At 71.1% G+C, this 20,426-nt stretch carries 15 protein-coding genes; 5 read left to right on the forward strand and 10 right to left on the reverse strand.

Annotated elements, in window-relative coordinates; translation table 11 throughout:
* Nucleotides 1-133: 133 nt before the first annotated feature.
* From Aco04nite_RS32150 to Aco04nite_RS32165, 4 genes are read left to right on the forward strand one after another with little or no spacing between them, the layout of a single operon-like run.
* A complete protein-coding gene (locus Aco04nite_RS32150) occupies nt 134-820 on the forward strand; it encodes a hypothetical protein (RefSeq protein WP_244876448.1) in 687 nt (228 codons plus the stop codon).
* Nucleotides 817-2,787 carry an ATP-binding protein gene (locus Aco04nite_RS32155; RefSeq protein WP_213001003.1) on the forward strand — a complete coding sequence of 657 codons (1,971 nt, stop codon included), beginning with the start codon at nt 817-819 and terminating at the stop codon, nt 2,785-2,787. The genes Aco04nite_RS32150 and Aco04nite_RS32155 overlap by 4 nt, the downstream gene beginning before the upstream one ends.
* Nucleotides 2,781-4,604, forward strand: coding sequence for a hypothetical protein (locus Aco04nite_RS32160; RefSeq protein WP_213001004.1), 1,824 nt, complete (start codon nt 2,781-2,783; stop codon nt 4,602-4,604). Before Aco04nite_RS32155 ends, Aco04nite_RS32160 begins: the two co-directional genes overlap by 7 nt.
* The gene (locus tag Aco04nite_RS32165) at nt 4,594-6,096 is read left to right on the forward strand and encodes a hypothetical protein (protein ID WP_213001005.1); all 1,503 of its coding nucleotides are present in this window, start codon (nt 4,594-4,596) and stop codon (nt 6,094-6,096) included. The genes Aco04nite_RS32160 and Aco04nite_RS32165 overlap by 11 nt, the downstream gene beginning before the upstream one ends.
* On the opposite strand, the gene Aco04nite_RS32170 is transcribed toward Aco04nite_RS32165, so the two are convergent.
* The 10 genes from Aco04nite_RS32170 to Aco04nite_RS32215 all read right to left on the reverse strand — a co-directional run bounded on the left by Aco04nite_RS32170 (nt 6,093) and on the right by Aco04nite_RS32215 (nt 18,905).
* A complete protein-coding gene (locus Aco04nite_RS32170; RefSeq protein ID WP_213001006.1) occupies nt 6,093-6,779 on the reverse strand; it encodes a Crp/Fnr family transcriptional regulator in 687 nt (228 codons plus the stop codon). The two genes, Aco04nite_RS32165 and Aco04nite_RS32170, sit on opposite strands and share 4 nt — an antisense overlap.
* Before the next feature lie 4 nt (nt 6,780-6,783).
* On the reverse strand, nt 6,784-8,331 hold the full coding sequence (locus Aco04nite_RS32175) for a hypothetical protein (protein WP_213001007.1): 1,548 nt from the start codon (nt 8,329-8,331) through the stop codon (nt 6,784-6,786).
* Complete coding sequence (locus tag Aco04nite_RS32180) at nt 8,328-9,317, reverse strand: protein phosphatase 2C domain-containing protein (RefSeq protein ID WP_213001008.1); 990 nt, start codon at nt 9,315-9,317, stop codon at nt 8,328-8,330. Before Aco04nite_RS32180 ends, Aco04nite_RS32175 begins: the two co-directional genes overlap by 4 nt.
* A 1-nt stretch (nt 9,318) precedes the next feature.
* The gene (locus tag Aco04nite_RS32185) at nt 9,319-9,993 is read right to left on the reverse strand and encodes a vWA domain-containing protein (protein ID WP_213001009.1); all 675 of its coding nucleotides are present in this window, start codon (nt 9,991-9,993) and stop codon (nt 9,319-9,321) included.
* 25 nt (nt 9,994-10,018) lie between these two features.
* Nucleotides 10,019-11,764: a vWA domain-containing protein gene (locus Aco04nite_RS32190; protein WP_213001010.1), complete on the reverse strand. Its 1,746-nt coding sequence runs from the start codon at nt 11,762-11,764 to the stop codon at nt 10,019-10,021.
* On the reverse strand, nt 11,761-14,100 hold the full coding sequence (locus Aco04nite_RS32195) for a hypothetical protein (RefSeq protein ID WP_213001011.1): 2,340 nt from the start codon (nt 14,098-14,100) through the stop codon (nt 11,761-11,763). Before Aco04nite_RS32195 ends, Aco04nite_RS32190 begins: the two co-directional genes overlap by 4 nt.
* Nucleotides 14,097-14,852, reverse strand: coding sequence for a nucleotidyl cyclase domain-containing protein (locus tag Aco04nite_RS32200; protein ID WP_213001012.1), 756 nt, complete (start codon nt 14,850-14,852; stop codon nt 14,097-14,099). Before Aco04nite_RS32200 ends, Aco04nite_RS32195 begins: the two co-directional genes overlap by 4 nt.
* A gap of 321 nt (nt 14,853-15,173) precedes the next feature.
* Nucleotides 15,174-16,928, reverse strand: a complete 1,755-nt coding sequence (locus Aco04nite_RS32205; RefSeq protein ID WP_213001013.1) for a DUF6345 domain-containing protein — start codon at nt 16,926-16,928, stop codon at nt 15,174-15,176.
* Nucleotides 16,929-17,139: 211 nt separating this feature from the next.
* Nucleotides 17,140-18,312, reverse strand: coding sequence for an FAD-dependent oxidoreductase (locus Aco04nite_RS32210; protein WP_213001014.1), 1,173 nt, complete (start codon nt 18,310-18,312; stop codon nt 17,140-17,142).
* The gene (locus tag Aco04nite_RS32215) at nt 18,309-18,905 is read right to left on the reverse strand and encodes a PadR family transcriptional regulator (RefSeq protein ID WP_244876449.1); all 597 of its coding nucleotides are present in this window, start codon (nt 18,903-18,905) and stop codon (nt 18,309-18,311) included. Before Aco04nite_RS32215 ends, Aco04nite_RS32210 begins: the two co-directional genes overlap by 4 nt.
* Before the next feature lie 102 nt (nt 18,906-19,007).
* Between Aco04nite_RS32215 and Aco04nite_RS32220 the strand changes: the two genes are divergently transcribed.
* Entirely contained in the window at nt 19,008-20,408 is a 1,401-nt protein-coding gene (locus tag Aco04nite_RS32220) for an alpha/beta hydrolase family protein (RefSeq protein WP_213001015.1), read from the forward strand.
* Nucleotides 20,409-20,426: the final 18 nt, after the last annotated feature.

Consider the following 20,426-nt stretch of genomic DNA (forward strand, 5'->3'; position numbering starts at 1 on the left):
GATCGTGTGAAAAGACCAGCCGGAATATCCGACCGCCATCGTGGACGAACTGTTATGGCGTACGCGGGTCGGTGCGGGAGTAAATTCGCACGGGTGTGGCGGCCGGGTGGATTTGTTTTCTAGAATGCGGCGCGTGTCCACGACCAGGGTCGATGGAAAACCCGAAACCAGCCGCGGGCAGGACGCGATCCGTATCCTGCTCATCATCGCCGCCGCCGCTGAGCCGCTGGCGCCCGAGCCCGCCGGTGGTCCCGCGCCGGCCGACGCTGTCGCGGTTCTGCACAGCCAGGTACGCCTGCAGAAGCTCGACTTCTGGGTTCGCAACCCGGAGTACTTCGCCAACGAGCTGCTGGCGGAGTACGAGCAGACCGGCGACGTCACGTTCCTCGACCAGGCAGCCGCGATCCTGGAGTCCGACGAGCCACAGGTCCGGCGGTATCCGATGCTGCGCTATCTCTTCGGGGCCTACGAGCCGCTGGACGAAGCGCTCGCCGTGCTGCGCAGTGCCGGGCTCGTGGTGCGCCGCAAACGCGGAACCGAGATCCGGGTCCACCGGCACGACTACTACCTGACGCGCCCGGGACGTGCGGCCGCCGACCGGATCGTGCGGGAGGCACCGGTGTTCGAGTACTACGTGCGCCGCACCCGGCTCGTCGCCAGTTTCGCCGAGGGTCAGGGCGGCACGCGCCTGAAGGAACGGCAGTACGAGCAGGACGAATATCGGAACACGGTGATCGGTGACCGCATCGGGTCGATCGCCGAGCGGGTCCGGGAGAGGCTGCGCCGCCATGCCGTGCCCGTGGGGGTGAGCACGCCGTGAGCGGTGAGGAGCTCGCGACCCGGGTCGCCGTGGCCACCGGGCTGGCGGTGCCCGCCGTCGAGCGGGTGTTCCGCGATCAGGGATTCGGCCCGGCGCTGACCGATTCGTTGCCCCGATCCGTCCAGCTGCGCAGGCTGCGGATAGCCGGGGACCGATCGGTCGAGCCCCGCGGGCTGTTCGATCGCGACATCGTGTTCGGCCCGGGCCTGACGGTTCTGGCGGCGGACAACCTGCGCGGCAAGACGAGCGTGCTGGAGCTGATCACCTGGTGCCTGCGCGGATCGCCGCGCAGCAACCTGCAGGGTGTCGTCCGAAGCTGGCTGAGCCGGCTCGACTGCGACGCGGTGATCGGCGGGCGGCCGCTCGGCTTCCGGTTGTCCATCAGGGACGGTGAGCTGGTCGAGGGCCGGGTGCTGTCCGGGCCCGACCCGGACCGGCTCGCCCGCGCCGACACCGCCCAGCCGGGGGAGATCGTCGAGATCGTGCACGCGACGACACCGGCCAGTTTCGCGGACCGGGTCGAGAAGCTCATGATGGAGCTGCTGCACCTGGAGGAGCTGGAGTCGTCGTCCAGCCGCGCCGCCGCGGGGAAGGCCACGTACGGCTGGCCCGCCTATTACGGCGCCCTCTATCTGCCACCGGGCGGCGACCCGGCGCTGCTCGGTGACACGGTGATGGGCGGGATCGCGGGCCGGCTGCTGCAGGTGTTCCTCGACCTTCCCGGCGCCGCGCTGCTCACGCGGCTCAGGACGGCCCGGGACCAGCTGGAGGAGGCGGCACGGGCCGCCGACACCGATGCGGCGAGGACGCGGCGGCTGATGGAGTCCCAGCGACATGCGGTGCTGGTGCGGCTGGATTCCGCGCGTACTGAAATGGCGCAGTTGCGGAACCCGCCGCAGGCCGCGGCCCTGCTCGACGAGGTCTCCACCCGGACCGGGAAAGCGGTCGCCGCCGAGGCGAGCCTGCGCGAGGCGCGGGAGACCTACGAAGCGCTGCGGTGGCAGCGACAGCAGGACGAGAAGCTGCTCAACGACCTGCTGGAGGACCACAGCGCCGGGCTGTTCTTCCACGGTCTCGACCCGGCGGCGTGCCCCCGGTGCGAGCATCCGATCCGGCCCGAGCGGCGCGCCGCTGAGCGGAAACTCGGGATCTGCGCGGTCTGCACCGAGCCCGTCGACGCCGGCGAGCCGGACCGTGACGAGGTGGGAATGGCCGAGGAGGAGGCGCGCTGGCGGTTGAAGGCCAGCCGGCAGGCCGAGGAACTCGCCTCGGCACACCGTGACGAGACCGCCGCCTACGCCGCCGGCCGGCGAGCCGCTCTCGCCGAGGTGGAACGCGACCTCGCCACCCTGCGGGACGGCGGATACGAGCAGCGCCGAGGGGAACTGCGGGACCTGGTGGCCCGGCTGGAAGGCGCCGCGAGCGCGTGGGACGCGTTGCCGGGCACACCGGACCGACGGCGCGACGACGTACGCGTAGTGCTCGACGCCGCCGTGGATCTGCTCACGGGGGACCAGGCCGCGGCCGGTGAGAAGCTGTTCGACGAGCTGAACACCGACATCGCGGCGCTGGCGCGTACGTTCGGCTTCCGCAATCTCGACCGGGTCGCCGTCGACAGGTCGGGGCGGATCCAGGTCTACAAGACCGGCGGGCCGCAGGAATGGTTCAAGAACCAGTCGCCGGGTGAACGGCTCCGGCTGCGGATCGCCGTTGTCGTGGCGTTGCTGCGCCGCGGACAGCGACGCGGTGTCGCCACCCACCCCGGTCTGCTGCTGATCGACAGCCCCCGCTCCGAGGAGGTGCAGGACGACGACGCGGCCGCGTTGCTGACCGCCCTGGAGCAGCTCTGCGCCGGCACGCGTGGGTTGCAGATCCTCGTCACCACCGTCGACGAACCCCTCGTGCGCCGGGCGCTGACCGGCTCGACGATCATCACGGCGCCGGGGCCCGGCGAGCCGCTGTGGTGACTCCGGACGAACTCGACGAGGACGGGGTCACCGGGGTCCTGGAGGGAATCGCCGGGCAACGGAGCATGCTCGAGCTGCTCGACACGACCGATGTGTTGCTGGGGTCGGGTGCTTTCGTCCGGGCGTACGGTGCGCGGTTGCATTCTTGTCTTCTCCGTGGACATGACCTGTGCGTCGCGACGAACCCGATCCTCGCGACGGCCTTCGCCGAGGGCGCGCTCCGGCTGGCAGTCGCGGGACACGGCAGGGCGTTGCTCACGTTGACGCTCCTGACCCCGGACAAGGTGACCGGCCTCGACCCGGACTACGCCGAGCGCCTGCCGCGGCTCGTCGGCGCCGCTCTTGACGTGTGGGGGCTCGACCGCACGATCGGCCAGGATCTGCGTGCCACGCTCACTGCGCTGCGTGACGTGCCGGAGGCGGCTGATGCGGCGGCGTACGAGTGCGGCCTCGACCAGCTTCGCCAGGTGACCGTGGCCCGTGCGGGCGACCCGGAACCGGCGCTGGCGCAGGCGCGGCGCACGTTCGCGGAATCCGGGGACGGGGCGCTCTACGGAGCCGGTCTGGACGCGGTGCTGGCCTTCTTCCACGGCGATCCCGCCGGGGTGCGCGCCGCGCGGGAAGCCGTCGGTGACGAGCTGGGGCGGCAGGCGGGGGCGTTGCGGAACAGTCACGTACCCCGGTGGCGGCAACCCCGGATCGAGGCGGCGTACGCGTGGGACCGCCTCGTCGCGATCCTGGACCGGGCCACGGCGCCGATCACCGAACCGGCGTGGCTGAACGCCTGGGACGCGCTCGACGCCGTGCTGGACGCCTATGTGCTGGAACGCGCCGTGCTCCCGGTCGCCGGGGTCGTCGACCCGGACGGCTTCCCCCGGCTCGTCCGGCCGGCGATCGAGACCGCGCTCAGCCGCCGGCAGACGGTGCTCGGCCAGCTCCGATACGCGGTGACCGTCGCGGAGGCCTCGCCCGAGCCGCCCGCACGGACGCCGGAGCTGCGCATGCTGCGCGACCGGATCGACGCGCTGGCAACCACGACCACGCCGCCCGCCGAGCCGGACCGCCAGGTGCGCGACCGGCTTCTCACCGAGTCACCGGCGCTGGTTCAGGAACTGGGGTCGGCGGTCGCCGCGGCCGTCGCCGACCGGCTGAACGCCACCACCCTGCGGTTCATGGAACGATCCGTCGACGCCGCCGCGGCCGAACTCGTCGTGGACGTCGAGCGCTCGCTGGGCGCGCAGGAGCCGGCCGGCGGGGACCTCGTCTACGTCGTCGCGGTGGGCCTGCAGGAATCCGCCGGCCGGACGAACCCGGAGCGGATGAACCTGCGCGCGGACCTCTACCGGATCCTCGAGGACGCGTGCGGCTCGGCGCGGTTGGACTGGGACACGATCGAGCGGTTGGATCGCGGCGACTGCGTGGTGCTGCTGGTGCCATCGGGCGGCGGCAGCGGGATCCTGCTGGCCGGTCCGCTCATCCGCGATCTTGAATGGGAACTCGGCAACCGCGCGAGGAAATACCAGGAGCGGCACCGGATGCGGTTGCGGGTCGCCGTCGCGCTCGGGCTGTGCCACCGCGACGACCAGGGATGGCTCGGGGAGCCCGTCGACGAGGCCGTCCGGCTGATGAACGACCCCGCCACCCGTGCCGGACTGACGGCCGACGACACCCGCGCGCTGGTGTACGTCGCGTCGCGCACGTTCCACGACGTGGTTGTCCGTCAGAACTACCGGCAGGTCGAACGGGACGCGTTCGTGCCGCTGCCGGGCGCCGAACCGGCGTGGGTGCTGATCCGGGGGGAGCCACATGCCGGCTGACCGAATCGCCAGGGAGACGCTCGGGACGCTGGCGACGACGCTCGGATCGGGTGGGCAGGGGACCGTCTATCTGGTGCCGGGGGTGCCGCCGCGGGCGTACAAGGAATATGCGGCCCCGCACCTGGCGGAACTCAACGAGCAGGCCCTGACCGGCATGGTCCATTTTCTCGCCGCGGCGCGGCCGCAGGACGCCGCCCTGGTGAGGGAGCGCGCCGCGTGGCCGTCGGCGGTGGTCGTGCGTGACGGCAGGGTCGTCGGTTTCACGATGCCCTGTGTCCCGCCGGGTTTTCAGGTCCGGATGCGGTTCCCGAGCGGCCATCGGATGAAGCTCGCCCAGATGCAGTTGCTGCTCAACGATGACGCCTTTCTCGCGGCTCGTGAGCTGGCCATCGACGACCGGCTCCGCCTGGAGATCCTGCGGGACGCAGCGGAGACCTTGGCGACGTTCCACCGCCTCGGAGTGGTGGTCGGCGACCTGTCACCCAACAACCTGTTCTTCAGCCTCGCCGGGCGCCCACGGTGCTTCTTCATCGACTGCGACGCGATGCGGCTGCGGGGCGCGACGGTGCTCGCGCAGGCGGACACCCCGGACTGGGAGACGCCACCGCAGGAGCAACAGGCGACGACGGCATCGGACGTCTACAAGTTCGGTCTGCTCTGCGCGCGGCTGTTCGCCGGCGACCAGAGCACCACCGACGCCACCGCCGTGCGCCGCGCCGGAATCGCCGTGCACGCCCTCACCGTCCGGAGCCTCGCGGTCGGCCCGGCAGGTCGCCCACCCATGCAGGACTGGTGCCGGGCACTGGAAGCATTGCGGGTTCCCGCGCAGCCCGTGGTTCCTGCCGGCCCGGGACCGGCCGCCCGTGCCGCGCGGGCGGCGGGGCGCTGGACCGGGCGGCGGGTGCGCGGCATGCGGCCGGGCAAAATCATCCGGTACGCGCTGCTCCTCACCCTTCTCGCGTTCTGCGCACCGCAGGTGTCCTCCTGCGCCGGGTTCGTGCGGGCCGCGCTCGACACGATGCGCAGCAACAGCTCGGAGCAGACCGCCGCTGAGCAGGCGAACGGCTTCACGCAGTTGCTTGCCGGCTCGGGTCGTGACCGGGAGCGGGTGATCGCCGCGGTGAGCAACGTCAAGGAGTGCCGGAAGCTGTCGGCCGCCGCGTCCGATCTGCGTGCCGCGGCGACTGCTCGGGGTGCCGCTTTGGAACGCGCCGGGGCTCTGCAGGCCGGGTTGCTGCCCGGGGGTGCTGAGCTCAAGTCAGAGCTGGTGAGTGCGCTGGGCCATTCACAGGCCGCGGACGATGCGTACGCGCGGTGGGCGGCCAGGGCCGGCGACAGGGGCTGCGGGTCCGCCGTGATGAAGGGTGCTGACCGGGCCGAGGGGGACGCGGAGTCGAAGAAGGCGACCGCCGCGAAGAAGCGTGTCGCCGAGCTGTGGAACCCGATCGCCAAGCAGTACGGGTATCCGACCCGGACCTATCTGCAGATCTAGGCGTTGTTGCGGGCGATGGTGCGGAGCGCGTCCACCGAGTGCAGCAGCATCGTGCGGCGGCCCGTGACGATGATGTCGTCTGCTCGCCAGGACTCCAGGATGCGGCCGAGGGTGCGTTTCGAGGTGAGGATGAGGCCGGCCAGGTCCTCCTGGGACAACGGGAGGTCGATCAGGACGCCGCCACCGTCGACCTGCAGGCCGTAGCGTTTGGCGAGGTGGAGCAGGAGGGCGGCGAAGCGCTGCAGTACCGCCTCTGAGCCGGCTGCCGAGCGGTAGCGGTCCGCCTCGCGAAGGCGCATGGAGACGGTTCGGTGCAGGATCGCCGCGGCCCCGGGGTTACGGCGCAGGAACGGGCCGAAGCGGTCGGCGGGTAGCAGCAGGCCCTCGACCGGGCTGAGCGCCGATACCGTGGCGGATCGGCGGCCGCCGTCGAGGCCGGCGAGCTCGCCCACGAGTTCGCCGGCGTCGCGCAGGCCGAGGATGGTCTGGTAGCCGTGGCGGCCGGTGGCGGAGACCTTCACGCAGCCGTCCATCACGACGAAGGCGAAATCGGTCCGCTCGCCCTCGCGGATGACGACGGTCTCCGGTCGATAGTCGTTGCGGGTGCCCATCTCGCGGAGCTCGGCGCGGTGCTGGTCGGTCAGGGCGTACCAGAAGGGTTCTGCCGGGTGACCGGGTGTCATCCGCTCAGCATGCCTGGTGCTGGGCTTCTCTGGCTCGCAGGATTCGGTAGCCCGCCGCGGCGGAACCGGTGAGCCGGTAGGTGATGGACCATTGGGTGCAGGTCTGCTCGGTGTCAGGTTTCGGGCCATAACCGGCCTCCTGTTCGCTGATGAACCGGACCGCGGCCAGGGTCTCGCCGCCGGCCGGGGCGACGGAGTCCACTGTGGCGTCGCGGTCGGTGGTGGTCGACATGGAGTCGATGAACGCGTTGCGCTGCTTGGTCGAGCCGGGGTCCACGACGCCTGCGGGGTCGTAGAAGGCCAGTGCGGCGGGCCAGTCCCGGCCGTTGATCGCGTCGAAGTACTGCGCGAACGTCTGTGCCACCGCCACGGCCTCCGGGTCGCCGGACACCGCGTCGTAGGAGACGATGCCGCTCACCGCTGCCGTGACCACGGGTTCCGGGGTGTACGTCGTTTCTGGAGTTGTAAAGAGCGTCGTCCCAGTCGTCTCCGTCGTTGGGGCGGCCGTCGGGAGTGCCGCCGGGCGCTCGTGGTCCTGGCCGACCAGTGCCACGGTGACGCCCACCGACGCGAGGATCACCAGCATGAACGCCATGGCGAGTTTGAGCCGGCGTCTCGGCGGCGCGGCAGGGGCCGGCGTGAGGACTGGAGCCGGAGCAGGGGGCACGGCGCGTACCGGGGCCCCTGTTGCCAGGCCCGGGGTCGCGGCCGCCCGCAGTGCCGGAAGCCAGTCGGCGGGGGCCGGCCGTTCCGCGGGGACCAGCGCCTGGCTGCGCTGCGCGAGCTCACCCAGATCCGGTGAGATCGCGGCCAGCGCCGCGGGGTCGCGGGCCGACTGGTCCCGGGCGAACAGCCGGATCGCCAGGAGGCCGAACTTGTACGCGTCCGAGGCCGGCGTGGCCAGCGGCTCCGGCGCCGGGACCTCCCAGTCCGGGGTCTCGGCCTGCACGAGCACCGAATCGCCGCGCAACCGCATGGCGTCGCAGTCGATGAAGAAGCACGCCGGTTCCTCGGCGAGGTGGAACAGCAGGTTGTTCGGCGACAGGTCCCCCACGACGACCTCGAGCTCGTGGAAGCGGGCCAGGGTCTCGGCCAGCGACGCCAGCAGCAGCAACCGTTTGCGGTCGTCGACCGGGATCGCCATCTTGACCAGATAGTCGTCCGGGTTGAGCAGGAATTGCAGCCCCGCCGGCCGCCGCTGCCGGGCGCCGTCCCGCTGGGGGAGCAGCAGCTCGAAGTCGGCGGGAATGCGCCGCATCAGGAAACCGCGGACCAGGCCGTCGTGCCATACCACCGCGGCCGGCCACGCCGCCTGATGGCAGAGCCAGCGCCCGTCCTCCGGCGCCAGCTCCTCCACGAACGACACCATCCGGCTCAGCTGGGCGGCGTCGAGCCCGGTGATGACGTCGCCCTCGTACTCCTTGTAGACAGCGGGCCAGGTCTGGTTGATCCGGACCGCGTCCGTCGCCCAGACCCGGCCCTGACCGCCCTTGCCGATCTCCTTCAGATCACGCAGTGCCGCCCGGTCCAGCCCCTCGACGGTGCTGGTCATCGCGGTTGCTCGGCGTCGTCCCGCGGCCAGATCGCCAGCAGGGTCCGGTCGTCGTCGAACGTCTCCCGGGAGAAGTCCAGGTCGTACGCGAACGACAGCGGGGGACTCGGCCGGCGCAGCGCGGCGGCGAAGTAGGTGCCGACGTCGCCGCTGCCGTCACCGAGTGGATCACCGAAGCCGTCGGTGCCCACCAGCAGCACCCCGCCGGGATCCAATGGGCCGCCACGCGGGGTCACATGCGGCACCCGCGGCAGCGCCGTCACCGCCGAGCTGAAGACCTCGTCATCGGCGGAGAACTTCGCGTCGAGCAGGCACCTGTACGAACGGCCGTGCAGGATCCACGCGCTGCTGTCACCCACCTGGATCATCTTCGCCATCGGGCCGGAGCGGGTCGGCAGGACCAGCCCGGCGACCAGGGTCGTGGCGACCTCGCGCTCCGCCTCCTCCGGATCGAGCTCCGGGACGCCCAGCACGGCGCGGGCCTGCTCGATCAGCTGCCACGCGGTCTGGCGCACGACGTTCTGCCAGTCCACCGGCGTGCCCTGGGTCAGGTCGGCGAGGATCTGCGTGACCGCCGCGCGGCAGGCCGAGGTCGCCCCGATGTGCGAGTGGGGCGCCGCGGACACGCCGTCGGCGACCGCGAACACCACGGCACCGGTCGGCTGGTGATGGCTGACCGCGACGTCGTCCTGTCGTGGCGTACCCCGGAAGCGGTGGGTGTAGCCGCGCACCGACGCGACCCTGACCGTGAAATGGTCGGTCGACCAGCCGTCCGCGACCGAGTCCGGGCGGTAGGACGCGGAGTCCGCCGGTTTCGGTTCAAAATCGGTGATGGGTACGCCGATCTCGCGAGCCTCCCAGATCAGCTTGCGCGCCCGTCGTGGCGCGTGCACGCTCTCCGCCCGGTAGACGGTGCCGTTCGTGGCGGCGTGCCGGGCCTCGTCCGCGGACGGCCAGTCCTCGGCGGGAAACGGGTCGGCGGTCACCTCAGACCACATCGATCGCCATGCGGAAACCGGCCGGCTGCTGCACGACGAGCTCCGGTTGCGCCGACCCGAGCGCACGGCCCGACTCGACGATGCTCTTCGTGAGCGCGGTGCAGAACTGGGCGATCGCCGCGCCGAGGTCCACGCCGCCCATCGCGCCGAAGCCGTACTCCTGCTGCGTGGCGACCTGCACGATCGTGGCGGCCTCCACCTGCCCGATGCCGCACGCGATGATGTTCGGCGCACCGGGCGTGCGGTTGCGATCGATGAGCAGCTCGTACGCGTCGAGCCAGCTCTCGTCGGTCGGCTGGCCGTCGCTGAGGAAGAACACGGCGGGGCGGTGCACGGCGTACCCCTCCGCTTTGAGGGCCTGCACGTCCTGGGGAATCCGCCGGTGCAGTGTCGTGAACGCCGCGTGGTAACTCGTGCGGCCGCGGGCGTAGAGGGCGGGCAGTTCGTTCTCGCGGCGCAGGTCCGCGAGCCGCAGCCGCTCGTGCACGTCGTCGGCGAAACCGAGGATGGAGAACCGCACCTTCGCCGCCGCCATCGGCTCACCGAGCAGGGCCTCGTGCAGGGCGGCCAGCCCCCGGTTCAGATCCTGGATGTACGGGCCCATCGACCCGGACTCGTCCGCCAGTACGTACACCGGCAGCAGATTGCCCCTGGTTCCGGTCATGTCAGCCTCTCTTTTTCGGGGTGCGTCAGACCAGTTCCCGGGCGAGCCGGAAACCGGAGGGCGGCCGGGGCGCGAGCTCGAGATCGGGGCGCCCCGCGATGAGGGCCCGGCCGGAGTCGAGGATCGTCTGGGCGAGCGACTCCCAGTACTGCCGGATGGCCTGGTGGACGTCGGTGTCGGGGGTCATGACGTAGCCGAGTTCGGGCTGCGTGGCGAGGGTCGAGATCAGCCGTGCGCTGGCGCTGCCGAAGCCGGTCGCCACGATGTGCGGGGCGTACCGGTGGGCGGCCGGGTCGATCAGCCGCCGGTGCGGGCTGGCCCAGGTGGTGTCGTCGCCCGGGTCGCTGCCGCTGAGCAGGTAGACCACCGGTCGCAGCACCTTCTGCTGCTGCTGTTTGAGCTCCTCGATGTCCGGGGTGATCTGGTCGAGCAGCATCTCGAAGGCACGCGCGTAATCGGCCGGGCCCCGGGCCGCGAACCAGGGCGATTCGCTGCCGGAGACCACGGCTTCCAGCCGGGTGCGGGTCGCGAGCTGGTCGGCGAAGCCGAGAACCGACAACCGGATCGCGGGGGAGACGTCGGCGGCCCGCAACAGCTTGTCGTGCAGGGCGTGCACGCCGTTGCTCAGATCGCTGATGTACGGCCCGACGCCCGCCGACTCGTCAACCATCAGGTACACGGGCTGGACGCCGTCGGAGGGCTGCCACACCTTGGTGACGGGGTCCTGCTCGTAGACGACCGCGGGTTCGGGCTTCGCCGGTTGCCCGGCCGGCCCGACCGCCGCCGGTGGGTCGGCGCGCGACAGGAGCGGGGGCTGCGTCCACGCCGTGCTCTGCACCGCGGCGGGCGGGGCGGCCAGCCCCATCTGGTGCATCAGCGACGGCAGGTGCGACTCGACGTCCCCGGCCTGGAGCAGGTTGTTCTCGACGAGGAAGCGGAATAGCTCGGCGGTCTGCGCGCTCTGGCCGTCCTGGCGTTCGAGCATCGCCTGCTCGTGGGCCATCAACAGGTTCAGCGCGTTCTCCGTGTCATGCGGGTTGCGGGCCAGGTGGAGCATCACCATCTGCCGAGCGGACATCTCCCCGCCACCGCCGAGCGCGGCCATCTCCGCCTGCGCCGCCTGGATCCGGCCGAGCTGCAGCATCCGGTCGAGCTCGCCCTGCTGCAACGCCTGCTGGACGTTCACCGCGTGCTGCGCATGGTTCGTCTGCAGCGAGCGCCCGGCCTCCGCCTTCTGCCGCAGATACCGGTTGGCGGCCTCGTCGGGCAGCAGCCGGGGCAGGACCTCGGTGAGGGTGATGCCCTGCGGTAGCGCGACCTCGCCGTCGAACGCGTTGCGCAGTGCGATCTCCGCCTGGGTGGACTCCTCGATGTCGAACCCGCGGGTGATCACCCGGAACTTGTTGGCCAGGTGGCCGTACACGACCGGCAGCGGGTCACGGATGTTGCGCCGGACGACCTCCGCCGGGTCGCTGACCCGGAACGTCACGTCCACGGTGGCGATGAAGAAGTAGAAGTCACCCCGCGAGGGCAGCGGGGTGCTGCGCAGCTCCGCGGTGCGACGGTGCTCGCTGAGGTCGACGTCGTAGCGGGTCCGGTACTGCGAGAATGCCTGCTCCGACCAGGTCAGCGGCCGCCCGTCGAAGTATGCGACCTGCCCGGACCCGGTCGAGTAGACCACGGCGACGTTCGGCAGCGTCCCCTTGCTGCGGTCGAAGATGCCCCGTTGCACGGGGGTGACACTGAGGATGATGGAAAGGGGATGGGTCACCGGGGCTCACTCCTCGCATCGAGCGCGGCCTCGACCGCGTACGCCGTCCGGGGTTTCGGTTGCAGGTTGTCGACGGCCCGCCAGCGGGTCACGTGCCGCCGGATCAGGTTGCCGGTGCGGGCCTGTTCGGCGGCCGCGGCGAGCATCCGGCAGAACGAGACCTGGACGTCGCGGTCCGCCTCCGCCAGCGCGGCCCACGTGTCCAGCGCCTGCTCGGTGACGAGCGGGAACGTCCCCGAGTGCAGGACGTGGCGCCACATGCCGATCAGGCCGTGGCGCAGCGGCAGCCGCTGATCGGCGAACATCAGCAGCGTCGGCCAGGACGTCTTGACCGCCGGGTCACCCATCGTGACCTCGGTGGTGAGCGACCGGGCCAGCTGGAGGAAGACGAACTGGCCGGTCAGTGCCCGGCGGCGGTCGTTGAGCCAGCCGGCGATCCGGTCGAGCACCAGGGGCGCGTTGTCCTGCTCGTTCTGCAGGATCAGGTCGCCGAGGCTGCCCGCGATAGCCGACGCGATCGCGATGTGGTCGATGGTGGCGAGCCGGTCGAGGGCGGTCAGCGCGTCCGGGGCACTCTGCCGGCCGAGGCTGATGCCGTACGCCCTCGCCGCCGTGGCCTGGCCGAACGGGGAGTCGCGGTTGGCGTACAGGCCGGTGATCACGGCGGTCACGAGCGGGCGCAGCTTCGGATCATCGGCGGGTACGCGCAGCGCGTACGCGACGACCTCGCGGTTCTGGATGCTGTCGTCGTCGATCGACATCGGGCGCAGGGCCTCGGCGTGGACGAAGTCGAACGCCTGGCAGGACAGGACACCCAGCGCGGTGCCGGACCAGACACGTACGTCCTTGTTGGAGCTGACCGCCAGATCGCGCAGCCAGTCCAGCAGGATCCGCTGGATGTCGAACTCCCGCCACACGTGGGTGAGGATCTGGGCGGGGTAGCTGGTGTCGGCGTACTCGAGGACCTCCGCCGGGCCGGTGCCGAACGGGCCGCGTACGGTCGTCGCGCGCACCTGGGCCCGCAACAGCCTCAACCGCTCCCGCCTGGTACGCCGGAACGGGTCCCGCCACGGCGCCACGACATGCACCGTGTCACCACCGACGACCAGGGGCGGCCCGTCGAGCCGGTCGGCCAGGGCATCGGCGGCGCGGACCACGATCTCGTAGGGCAGCCCGTTCAACGCCGCCAGCGCGATCGCCATGCACCGGTCCGGGACCTCGTCCAGACCGCCGAACCAGATGTCGAAGTCCTCGATGGTGCGCTCGGCCACCCGGGCGCGGACCCGGTCCACGTCGACCGTCGCGCCGCTCAGCTCCTGGCTGATGATCACCGCGAGGTCCGCCGCCACCTTCAGCGACATCACCCCCGTGAAGGTCTCATCGGCCAGCTCCGCGACGCTCTTCTCCGCGAGCAGCCGCTGCGCGAGCTCCCTGTCCTCCAGCCGCCACGCGAGGTGGCTGGCGAGGATATCGGCGTGCGGGCGGGCCTGGCCCAGAGCCACCACGTGCTCGCGGATGTCCTCGTCGGCGAGCGGGGCGTCCGTGCCGAGGGTCAGCACCATGCGGGCGTCGATGCGTTTCATCACGGCTTCGAGCTGCTGCAGCATCCAGCCCTGCACCTCGCCCCACCGCTGTGGCTCGCACAGCAGGAAGCCGGCACCGGGCGGCAGCGGGTTGTCGTTGTTGGCGTCGTCCAGCAGCGTCGTGAGCCGGGCCAGGTCGACGTCGTTGTCCAGGTTGTAGATCGGGCGCTCCGGCACCGCCTGCAGCATCCGGATCGCGGCCGCGACCTTGCCCTGGTGCGGATCGGCGCGCAGCACCACGAGGCGCTGGTCGAAGAGGACACCACGGATCTTCGGCCAGTCCGTCGGCTCGACGAACGCGTGCCGCACCGGCTCGGTGAGCTGGGCGCCGAGCGGCTGCATCGGCGCTTTCTCCTTGCCGCCGAGCATCATCACGAGCTTGTCACCGGCGACCAGGTCACCGGAGAGGTTGTACGCGGCCTTGCGCAGCCGCTCCTCCAGCCGGTCGTCGGCGGCCTCGGGCAGCGCGCCCCGGCCCCGCTTCTCCTGGTCCTCCAGGCCGGTGGTGGAGATCGGCTCCGGCTGCGCCCCGGCCTGCGGGACGGCGGCCCCGTCCTTGGGCGCCTCCTTACCGGCGGCCGCGTCCTTCGGCGGGCCTCCGGCGGGCTTCTGCGCGCCCGGGGTGGGTTTCGCGGCGTTTCCGGCCGGCTTGGCCGGGCCCGGGGCGGGGTCCTGCTGATTCTGCGGCGCGGGGCCCTGCGGTTGTGGGACTGCTGGTGCCTGCTGCTGCGGCGGCGGTGCGGGTGCTGTCATCGGGGATACTCGTTGCCGTGCACGGTCTTGTCACCGAGCACCTGGTCGCCGCCGAAGGTCAACGGCCCGTGGAACTGCACCCCGGCGGCTGCCCTGCGCTCGCTGCCCGCGGTCGCCGGTTGCGGGGCGGGCGGCGGCGTGGGCTGCGCGGCGGGCTGCGGGTTGAGGTGCGGCGGGTGCGGGTAGCCGGGGATCTGCACCCAGGCGGTCTCCTGCAGCTCCTTCATGTCGATCTCGACCGGGGCGAACGACGCCGTGTCGATGTGCCGGTAGCCGTGCCTGATCACGCTGCGGTAGATGTCGTCGGAGGCGATGAACGCCATGGTCGCCGCGGGTGCCGAGGCCAGCGCCGCGCGCAGCGGGCCGGCGTCGACCAGGCGGGCCGCGGTGTTGATCGCCTCGCCGACCCAGCCGTTGCGGTCCTGCTGGCAGGTGCCCTGGTGCAGCGCGACCCGCATCCGCATCTGATGCTCGGCGGAGAAGAAGCCGGCCTTCTCCCGCAGGCTCTCGTTCAGGGCAATCACGAACTTCCCCGCGAGGGTGACCCCGTCGGCCGTGGGCGGCACGAGCATCAGGATCCCGTCGCCGCGATCCAGTTTGACCACGGACTCCCAGTCCAGGCCGGCGTCCTCGAACGCGTTCTCCGTCACCTCGTACATGGCGGCCCGCAGCGACGCCTGCACGGGCACGAGCCGGCGGCCGTATCCCTCGACATCGACGACCACGATGTAGTGGAACGTGGGATTGCGCATGGAGGGTCCTCCGGGAAAGAAATGAACGTCGACATAGCACTGTGTGGATCGGCGGCGTCGATGAAAAGGTCATCTGGCACAGAGACCGGGATCGCCCGGACGTCTCGTTCCCGGCCAACATAGAACCGGGGGCCGGGGGCTAACCAGCGAGCAAACGGACAAGTTGACATTTCGAGCAACATGGCCACGGGGCGCTGAATGATCGGCTGAGCCCCGTCGTCAAGCGACCGATTCCATTCCGCCTGTGCCGGAATACGGTCATTTGGCGCGACGGAGCAGCGCTCCGCCGGCGGACGGCGGAGCGCTGCTTCGGGCGTACGGTCAGACTGTGCCGGAGAGTGACCACATGCCTGTGCTCGAGGTGAGCGGGATGTCCGGACCGGTGGGGCCCTGGCCCCAGAAGTAGTCGCCGATGTTGGTGACGCCGTCGGAGCGGATCAGGCCCATCGAGCGGTACTTGACGCCGGCCGGTTCGCGGTCGATGGCCATGGCCGCCCAGGCCGACTGGACCCGGTAGGCGGGGCGCAGCTGCCACCAGAGGAACTTCTTCGGGAACAGGTACGACGCGAACGTGCCGCCCGTGCCACCGCCGACGCAGTACGCGTTGGTGTCGAACCCGTTGAGGATGTGCAGCCCGGCGAACGCCTGACGCCAGCGGCCGAAGTAGTCGTGGTTGCCGTTCGTGTCGCGCAGCACCTGACACGATTCGAGCTGGAGCCATTCGAGGTCGTTGTTGCCCCAGCGGGCGTCGCCGGGGGTGATCGAGGTGTCGTCGTGGGCGCCCTTGAACGTGAAACCGCCCGGCCAGCCGTGGCCGGTGTACCAGGTCGCGTCGACGTCATCGACGTACGAGTTGTCGTAGGGCTCCTTGAAGTCGCGTTCGAACGCGCTCGCGCCGCGCCAGTCGAACTGCGTGGGGACCCCGTGACCGGCCATGACGGTGCGGAAACCGTTCGCACTGTCCTGGGCGCACTGCCACTCGTTGATGGTCTGCTCGATACCGACGTCCGTGCGGCCGGTCGACAGTGCTCCGAAACCGCCGCCGCCGGGCTGGAACTCGGCGCTCGCCTCCCCGTCGCTGCCCAGGTCGACGTGGGCGGTGGCGGCCAGGCCGTTCGCGTCGGTCACCTCGACGGTGAGCTGCTCGCCGCCGTCCTCCCGGTCACGCGGGCTGCGTTCGTAGGTGATGCCCGCCTCGTCACGGCCGGTCAGGACGGTGGAGGAGGACGACCACAGATAGGTGTACGGCGCCGTGCCGCCCTCGACGGACACCTTCGCGCTGATCGTCGCGCCCGAGCGGACAGCGCCGATCTTGCCCGCCGGAGCCGCGCCCTCGACCGCCGGCACGAGCCGGTGCGCCTGGGCGCCGTCGGCCGGGTTGCACGTGTACTGCGGGAGGATCGTGGACACCGTTCCCTTGCCGCTCGCGTCCGCGGCGCTCAGCTCGGGGAACTGGTAGCCGAGGGTCGGCTCGTCCTGTTTGACGCCTTCGCCGTAGAGAGCGGCGCATTGTGCGTACGCGCGCCTGGGGCTGATGACTTCGGCCTTGCCGCTCTTCTCCACCTGGCGCAGGGCGCTCGTGAGCTGGGTGACCGCGCCGTCGGGCCCGACGGCGAGCCGCAGCTTCGCGCCCTGCCCGGTGACGGGGAGCCCGCCCAGGTCCAGCCGGTAACTGACCACCGTGTCGAGGAGGTAGACCTTGGCCTTTGCCTTGGCTGTCCTGCCTGTGGTGCCCGTGATCGTCAGCTCGGTGTGGGTGACCTCGGGGGTCGCGGTGAGATCTGGGCTCAGCTGAGCGAGTTTGACCAGCTCGGCGCCGCGTTCGAGAGCCTGATCGTCGGCGACCGGGCGGATGCGTTGCAGGGCCTCGGTGTCCAGGGTCTGGGCGGTGATCTTCTCGCCTTTCTCCCCGCCCCGCTCGGTGACGGCTCCGGTCAGCGGCACCTGCGCGTAGGCCGTGTCGACGTAGCTGAAATACCCGTTCGGTTGCAGTGCGTTCCCGGTGCCGAACGCGCGGGCGAGCTCGCCGCCCTGCTCGGCGGTGAGCCCCTCCTGCACAACCGTGTATATGGGCACCACGGTTGTCGTTTCGTGCGCGCTTGCCCCAGCGCCCCCGAGCGCGGGAGCCGCGAGTAGTGCGGCAGCCCCCACGGCAATGCGGCGCCGGGCCGGTGTGTGGGTGTTCATCTGATCCCCCGTGTGGTGTTCGGGGCGCCGGCTGCTCCGGGCCCCGTCACCCACCCAGAGGCGGGTCCGGAAGATCCGATACGTCGTTCTCCGGATTGATCTACGAGGTCACCGGGGCGTCCCAGTCGATGCGGTAGCGCTGCTCCTCGCCGGTGGTCCGCTCGATGTGCATGGCCTTCATCGCCAGCGGCATCAGCACCGGCATGAGCGTCCGCGCGATCGGGCCGGGTGCTTTGGCGTGGTTGATGCGCGCGGCACGTGCCGCGATCCGTTCCACGCGGTCACGGCGCAGGCGCTCATAAGCGGCGAAGGCCTGCGGAAGGTCGGGAAGATCGCGCAGGCAGCGGGCGAGCTGCACGGCGCTCTCGATCGCCAGCGACGCGCCCTGGCCCGAGCTGTTCGACGGCGCGTGGGCGGCGTCCCCGCAGAGGACCATGCGGCCGCGATGCCAGTGCGGCACCCGCGGCATGATCTGCAGCCCGCCGACAACCTGCAGGGTGGCGGCGTCGGTGCGCCGGATCAGCTCACCACCGGGATCATCATCTCCGTACGCCTCCCGGAGCACACTCATCCAGTCATGTCTCCTGAGCGCCTCCGAGCGCCGTAGTGGCTGCTTCCACGGCAGGTTGGCGCCCCACCGCGTCCCACCTCCCGGCTCCGGCCAGTAGAGGTAGTAACCCCGGCGGCCGAAAGCGAACGTCATCGTCCCCGGCTGCAGGTCCACCTCGTGGTCGCAGACGCCTTCGAAGCCGATGACGCCGGTGAACTCCGGGCCGGGGGCGTTCGCGTCGATAAGGCCGCGCACGGTCGACCGGACACCGTCGGCGCCGATGAGGATGTCGGCCTCCATGGTGCTGCCGTCCTCGAACATCGCGGTGACCCCGGTTGTGGTCTCGTGCGCGGCGGCCAGGCGTTTGCCGAACAGGAACGCTACGCCAGCCCGCTCGTGCAGGGCGCGGTGCAGAGCTGCGCGGTGCACGACGCGCAGGGGTGGCACGTCCTCGAGCGAGGGCATGGCGATGCGCTTACCGCCGAACGCCATGACCTGTCTGCTGATCGGCGTCGCGTGCTCCACAACGTCCTCGTCCATGCCGATGGCGTGCAGGGCCGCGACGCCGTTGGGTGCCAGGGCCAGGGTGCCGCCCAGCTGATCGTCCTGCTCGGCGTGTGCCTCCACGACCGTTGCGGCGATGCCGGCTCGCCGGAGCGCCGCTGCCACCACCGGGCCGGCGATCCCGCCGCCGATGATCAGCGCTGTGCGTACCTGTGTCATGGGTTCTCCTCGTGGAATGCACGCCAGACGTCCAGCCCGGGGTAGGTGCCGAGGTCGATCTCGGCCAGCAGGGAGCGGATCCAGGCTGCTTCCGCGACCCGGATCGCGAGGTCGTACTCCGATTCGGCCAGGAACAGCCGGGGGACCTCCCGGCCGTACTGTTCGAGCGCCGCGCGGGCCGCGATCACCCCGTCGTCGAGGCGGGCCAGGCGCTCGCGGAGCAGGGCCGTCGCGTTGCCGGGGTGCAGGACGGACAGCACGGACAGGCCGGCCCGGAAGCGGGGGTGCTCGGGGCCGGGCATCGCGATGAGCTCGCGCACCCAGTCGACCAGCTCGTCGTGGCCGGTCGTGGTGATCCGGTAGACCGTCCGCTCAGGACGCCGGCCGTCCCGGCCGACCTCGGCGGGCTCGATCAGGGCGTGCTTGGCGAGGTTGCGCACGACGGTGTAGAGCGACCCCCACTTGATCTCCATGTCGTCGTCCTTGCCGCGCTCCCGCAGGATCGTGGCCATCTCGTACGGGTGCATCGGCCGCTCCACCAGCGCGGAGAGCACGGCCAGTGCCAGCATGTTCGCCACCCTGCGTCGCTTCACCCGGTCACCGTATTACTCGCGCGCGAGTATTCGCAAGCGAACAATATGCGGGTGTTGACACGCATCGACGGCGGCCGTTTGATGTCACAGGGAGGTAGCCCGATGGTGATGAAGTGGAAACACTCCATAGTGGTGCTGACGCTCGGGGTCTCGCTGGTCGCGACACCCGCGTCCGCGGCGCCGGCGGCCTGCACTGCGCCCACGCCCAGCACCACCCGGCCCGGCTATCTCGTCGCCGACCCGGACTGCGACGTCGACGGCACCCCGTTCACCGCGCTGCCCGACGCCTCGCGGGTCTACACCGGAATCCGCGACGGTGCGGCGTGGCGGGTCGAGCTACCGCGGCGGTGGAACGGCTCGCTCGTCGTCTACGCGCACGGCTATCGCGGCGACGGCACGACTGTCTATGTGAACAACCCGGCGCTGCGCGCGCACTATCTCGCGCGCGGTTTCGCGTGGGCGGCCTCCAGTTACAGCACCAACGGCTATGACGTCGGGCAGGGCGTACGCGACTCCTACACCCTGATCGACGTGTTCCGCCGCGCCACCGGCAAACGCGCGAACGACGTCTACATGACGGGCGAGTCGATGGGCGGCCACGTCACCGCCGTCGCCATCGAGGAGCACCCCCGCGCGTTCGTGGGCGCCATGCCGACCTGCGGCGTGATCGGGGACACCGAGCTCTACGACTACTTCCTCGACGCCAACGTCACCGCCGCCGCCCTGGCAGGTGTCGACATCGACTTCCCGCTCCAGCCCGCCGCGGACTATCCGCAGACGTGGCGTGACCAGGTCTCCAGGATCCTGCCGAAGCTCGGCGTGACACCGGGCGCCCCGCCGGCGCTGACCCCGGCCGGGCGGACCTGGTCGGATGTCGTCGAGCGGCGTACGGGTGGCGAGCGCCCCGGATTCGACGGCGCCTTCGCGTTCTGGAACACCGCCCGCTCGATCGCACCCCTCAGCGACCTGCCGTTCCTGTTCGGCCTCTACCCCGGTGTCACGGGCGGGACCGGCGGCATCGCGGACGGCAACGTCACGGACAACAGGTTCACGGTCTACCGCAGCACGGACGAGCGGCAGCTCACGGCGGCCGAGCGGCGTCTCAACGCCGAGGTCCTGCGGGTGCGCCACACCGCCCGGGCGAGCAACGGCCTCGACGGCATCCCGCGCGTCGACGGCAGGCCGTCGATCCCCGTGCTGTCGATGCACGACATCGGCGACCTCTTCGTGCCGTTCTCCATGGAGCAGGTGTACGCCCGGCGCGCGGCTGCCAACGGACGCTCGAACCTGTTCGTCTCCCGGGCGATCCGCGGCGTCGGCCACTGCGACTTCACCCAGCCCGAACTCCAGCGGGGCTTCGACGACCTGGTCACCTGGGTCCGGAGCGGTCACCGCCCCGCCGGCGACGCCGTCCTCGACCGCCGCGCGGTGGCCGACCCGGCGTTCGGCTGCCGCTGGACCGTGGGTGTCCGGGACGCGTTCAAGAACGGTTCGTGCGGATGACCGGCCGGTCGACCCGCG

Source organism: Winogradskya consettensis, assembly GCF_018332715.1.
Classification (GTDB): domain Bacteria; phylum Actinomycetota; class Actinomycetes; order Mycobacteriales; family Micromonosporaceae; genus Actinoplanes; species Actinoplanes consettensis.

Coding starts and splice junctions, on each gene's coding strand:
- Aco04nite_RS32165 (WP_213001005.1), top strand. CDS start 4,594: ATGCCGGCTGACCGAATCGCCAGGGAGACGCTCGGGACGCTGGCGACG.
- Aco04nite_RS32170 (WP_213001006.1), bottom strand. CDS start 6,779: ATGACACCCGGTCACCCGGCAGAACCCTTCTGGTACGCCCTGACCGAC.
- Aco04nite_RS32175 (WP_213001007.1), bottom strand. CDS start 8,331: ATGACCAGCACCGTCGAGGGGCTGGACCGGGCGGCACTGCGTGATCTG.
- Aco04nite_RS32185 (WP_213001009.1), bottom strand. CDS start 9,993: ATGACCGGAACCAGGGGCAATCTGCTGCCGGTGTACGTACTGGCGGAC.
- Aco04nite_RS32195 (WP_213001011.1), bottom strand. CDS start 14,100: ATGACAGCACCCGCACCGCCGCCGCAGCAGCAGGCACCAGCAGTCCCA.
- Aco04nite_RS32200 (WP_213001012.1), bottom strand. CDS start 14,852: ATGCGCAATCCCACGTTCCACTACATCGTGGTCGTCGATGTCGAGGGA.
- Aco04nite_RS32210 (WP_213001014.1), bottom strand. CDS start 18,312: ATGACACAGGTACGCACAGCGCTGATCATCGGCGGCGGGATCGCCGGC.
- Aco04nite_RS32220 (WP_213001015.1), top strand. CDS start 19,008: ATGGTGATGAAGTGGAAACACTCCATAGTGGTGCTGACGCTCGGGGTC.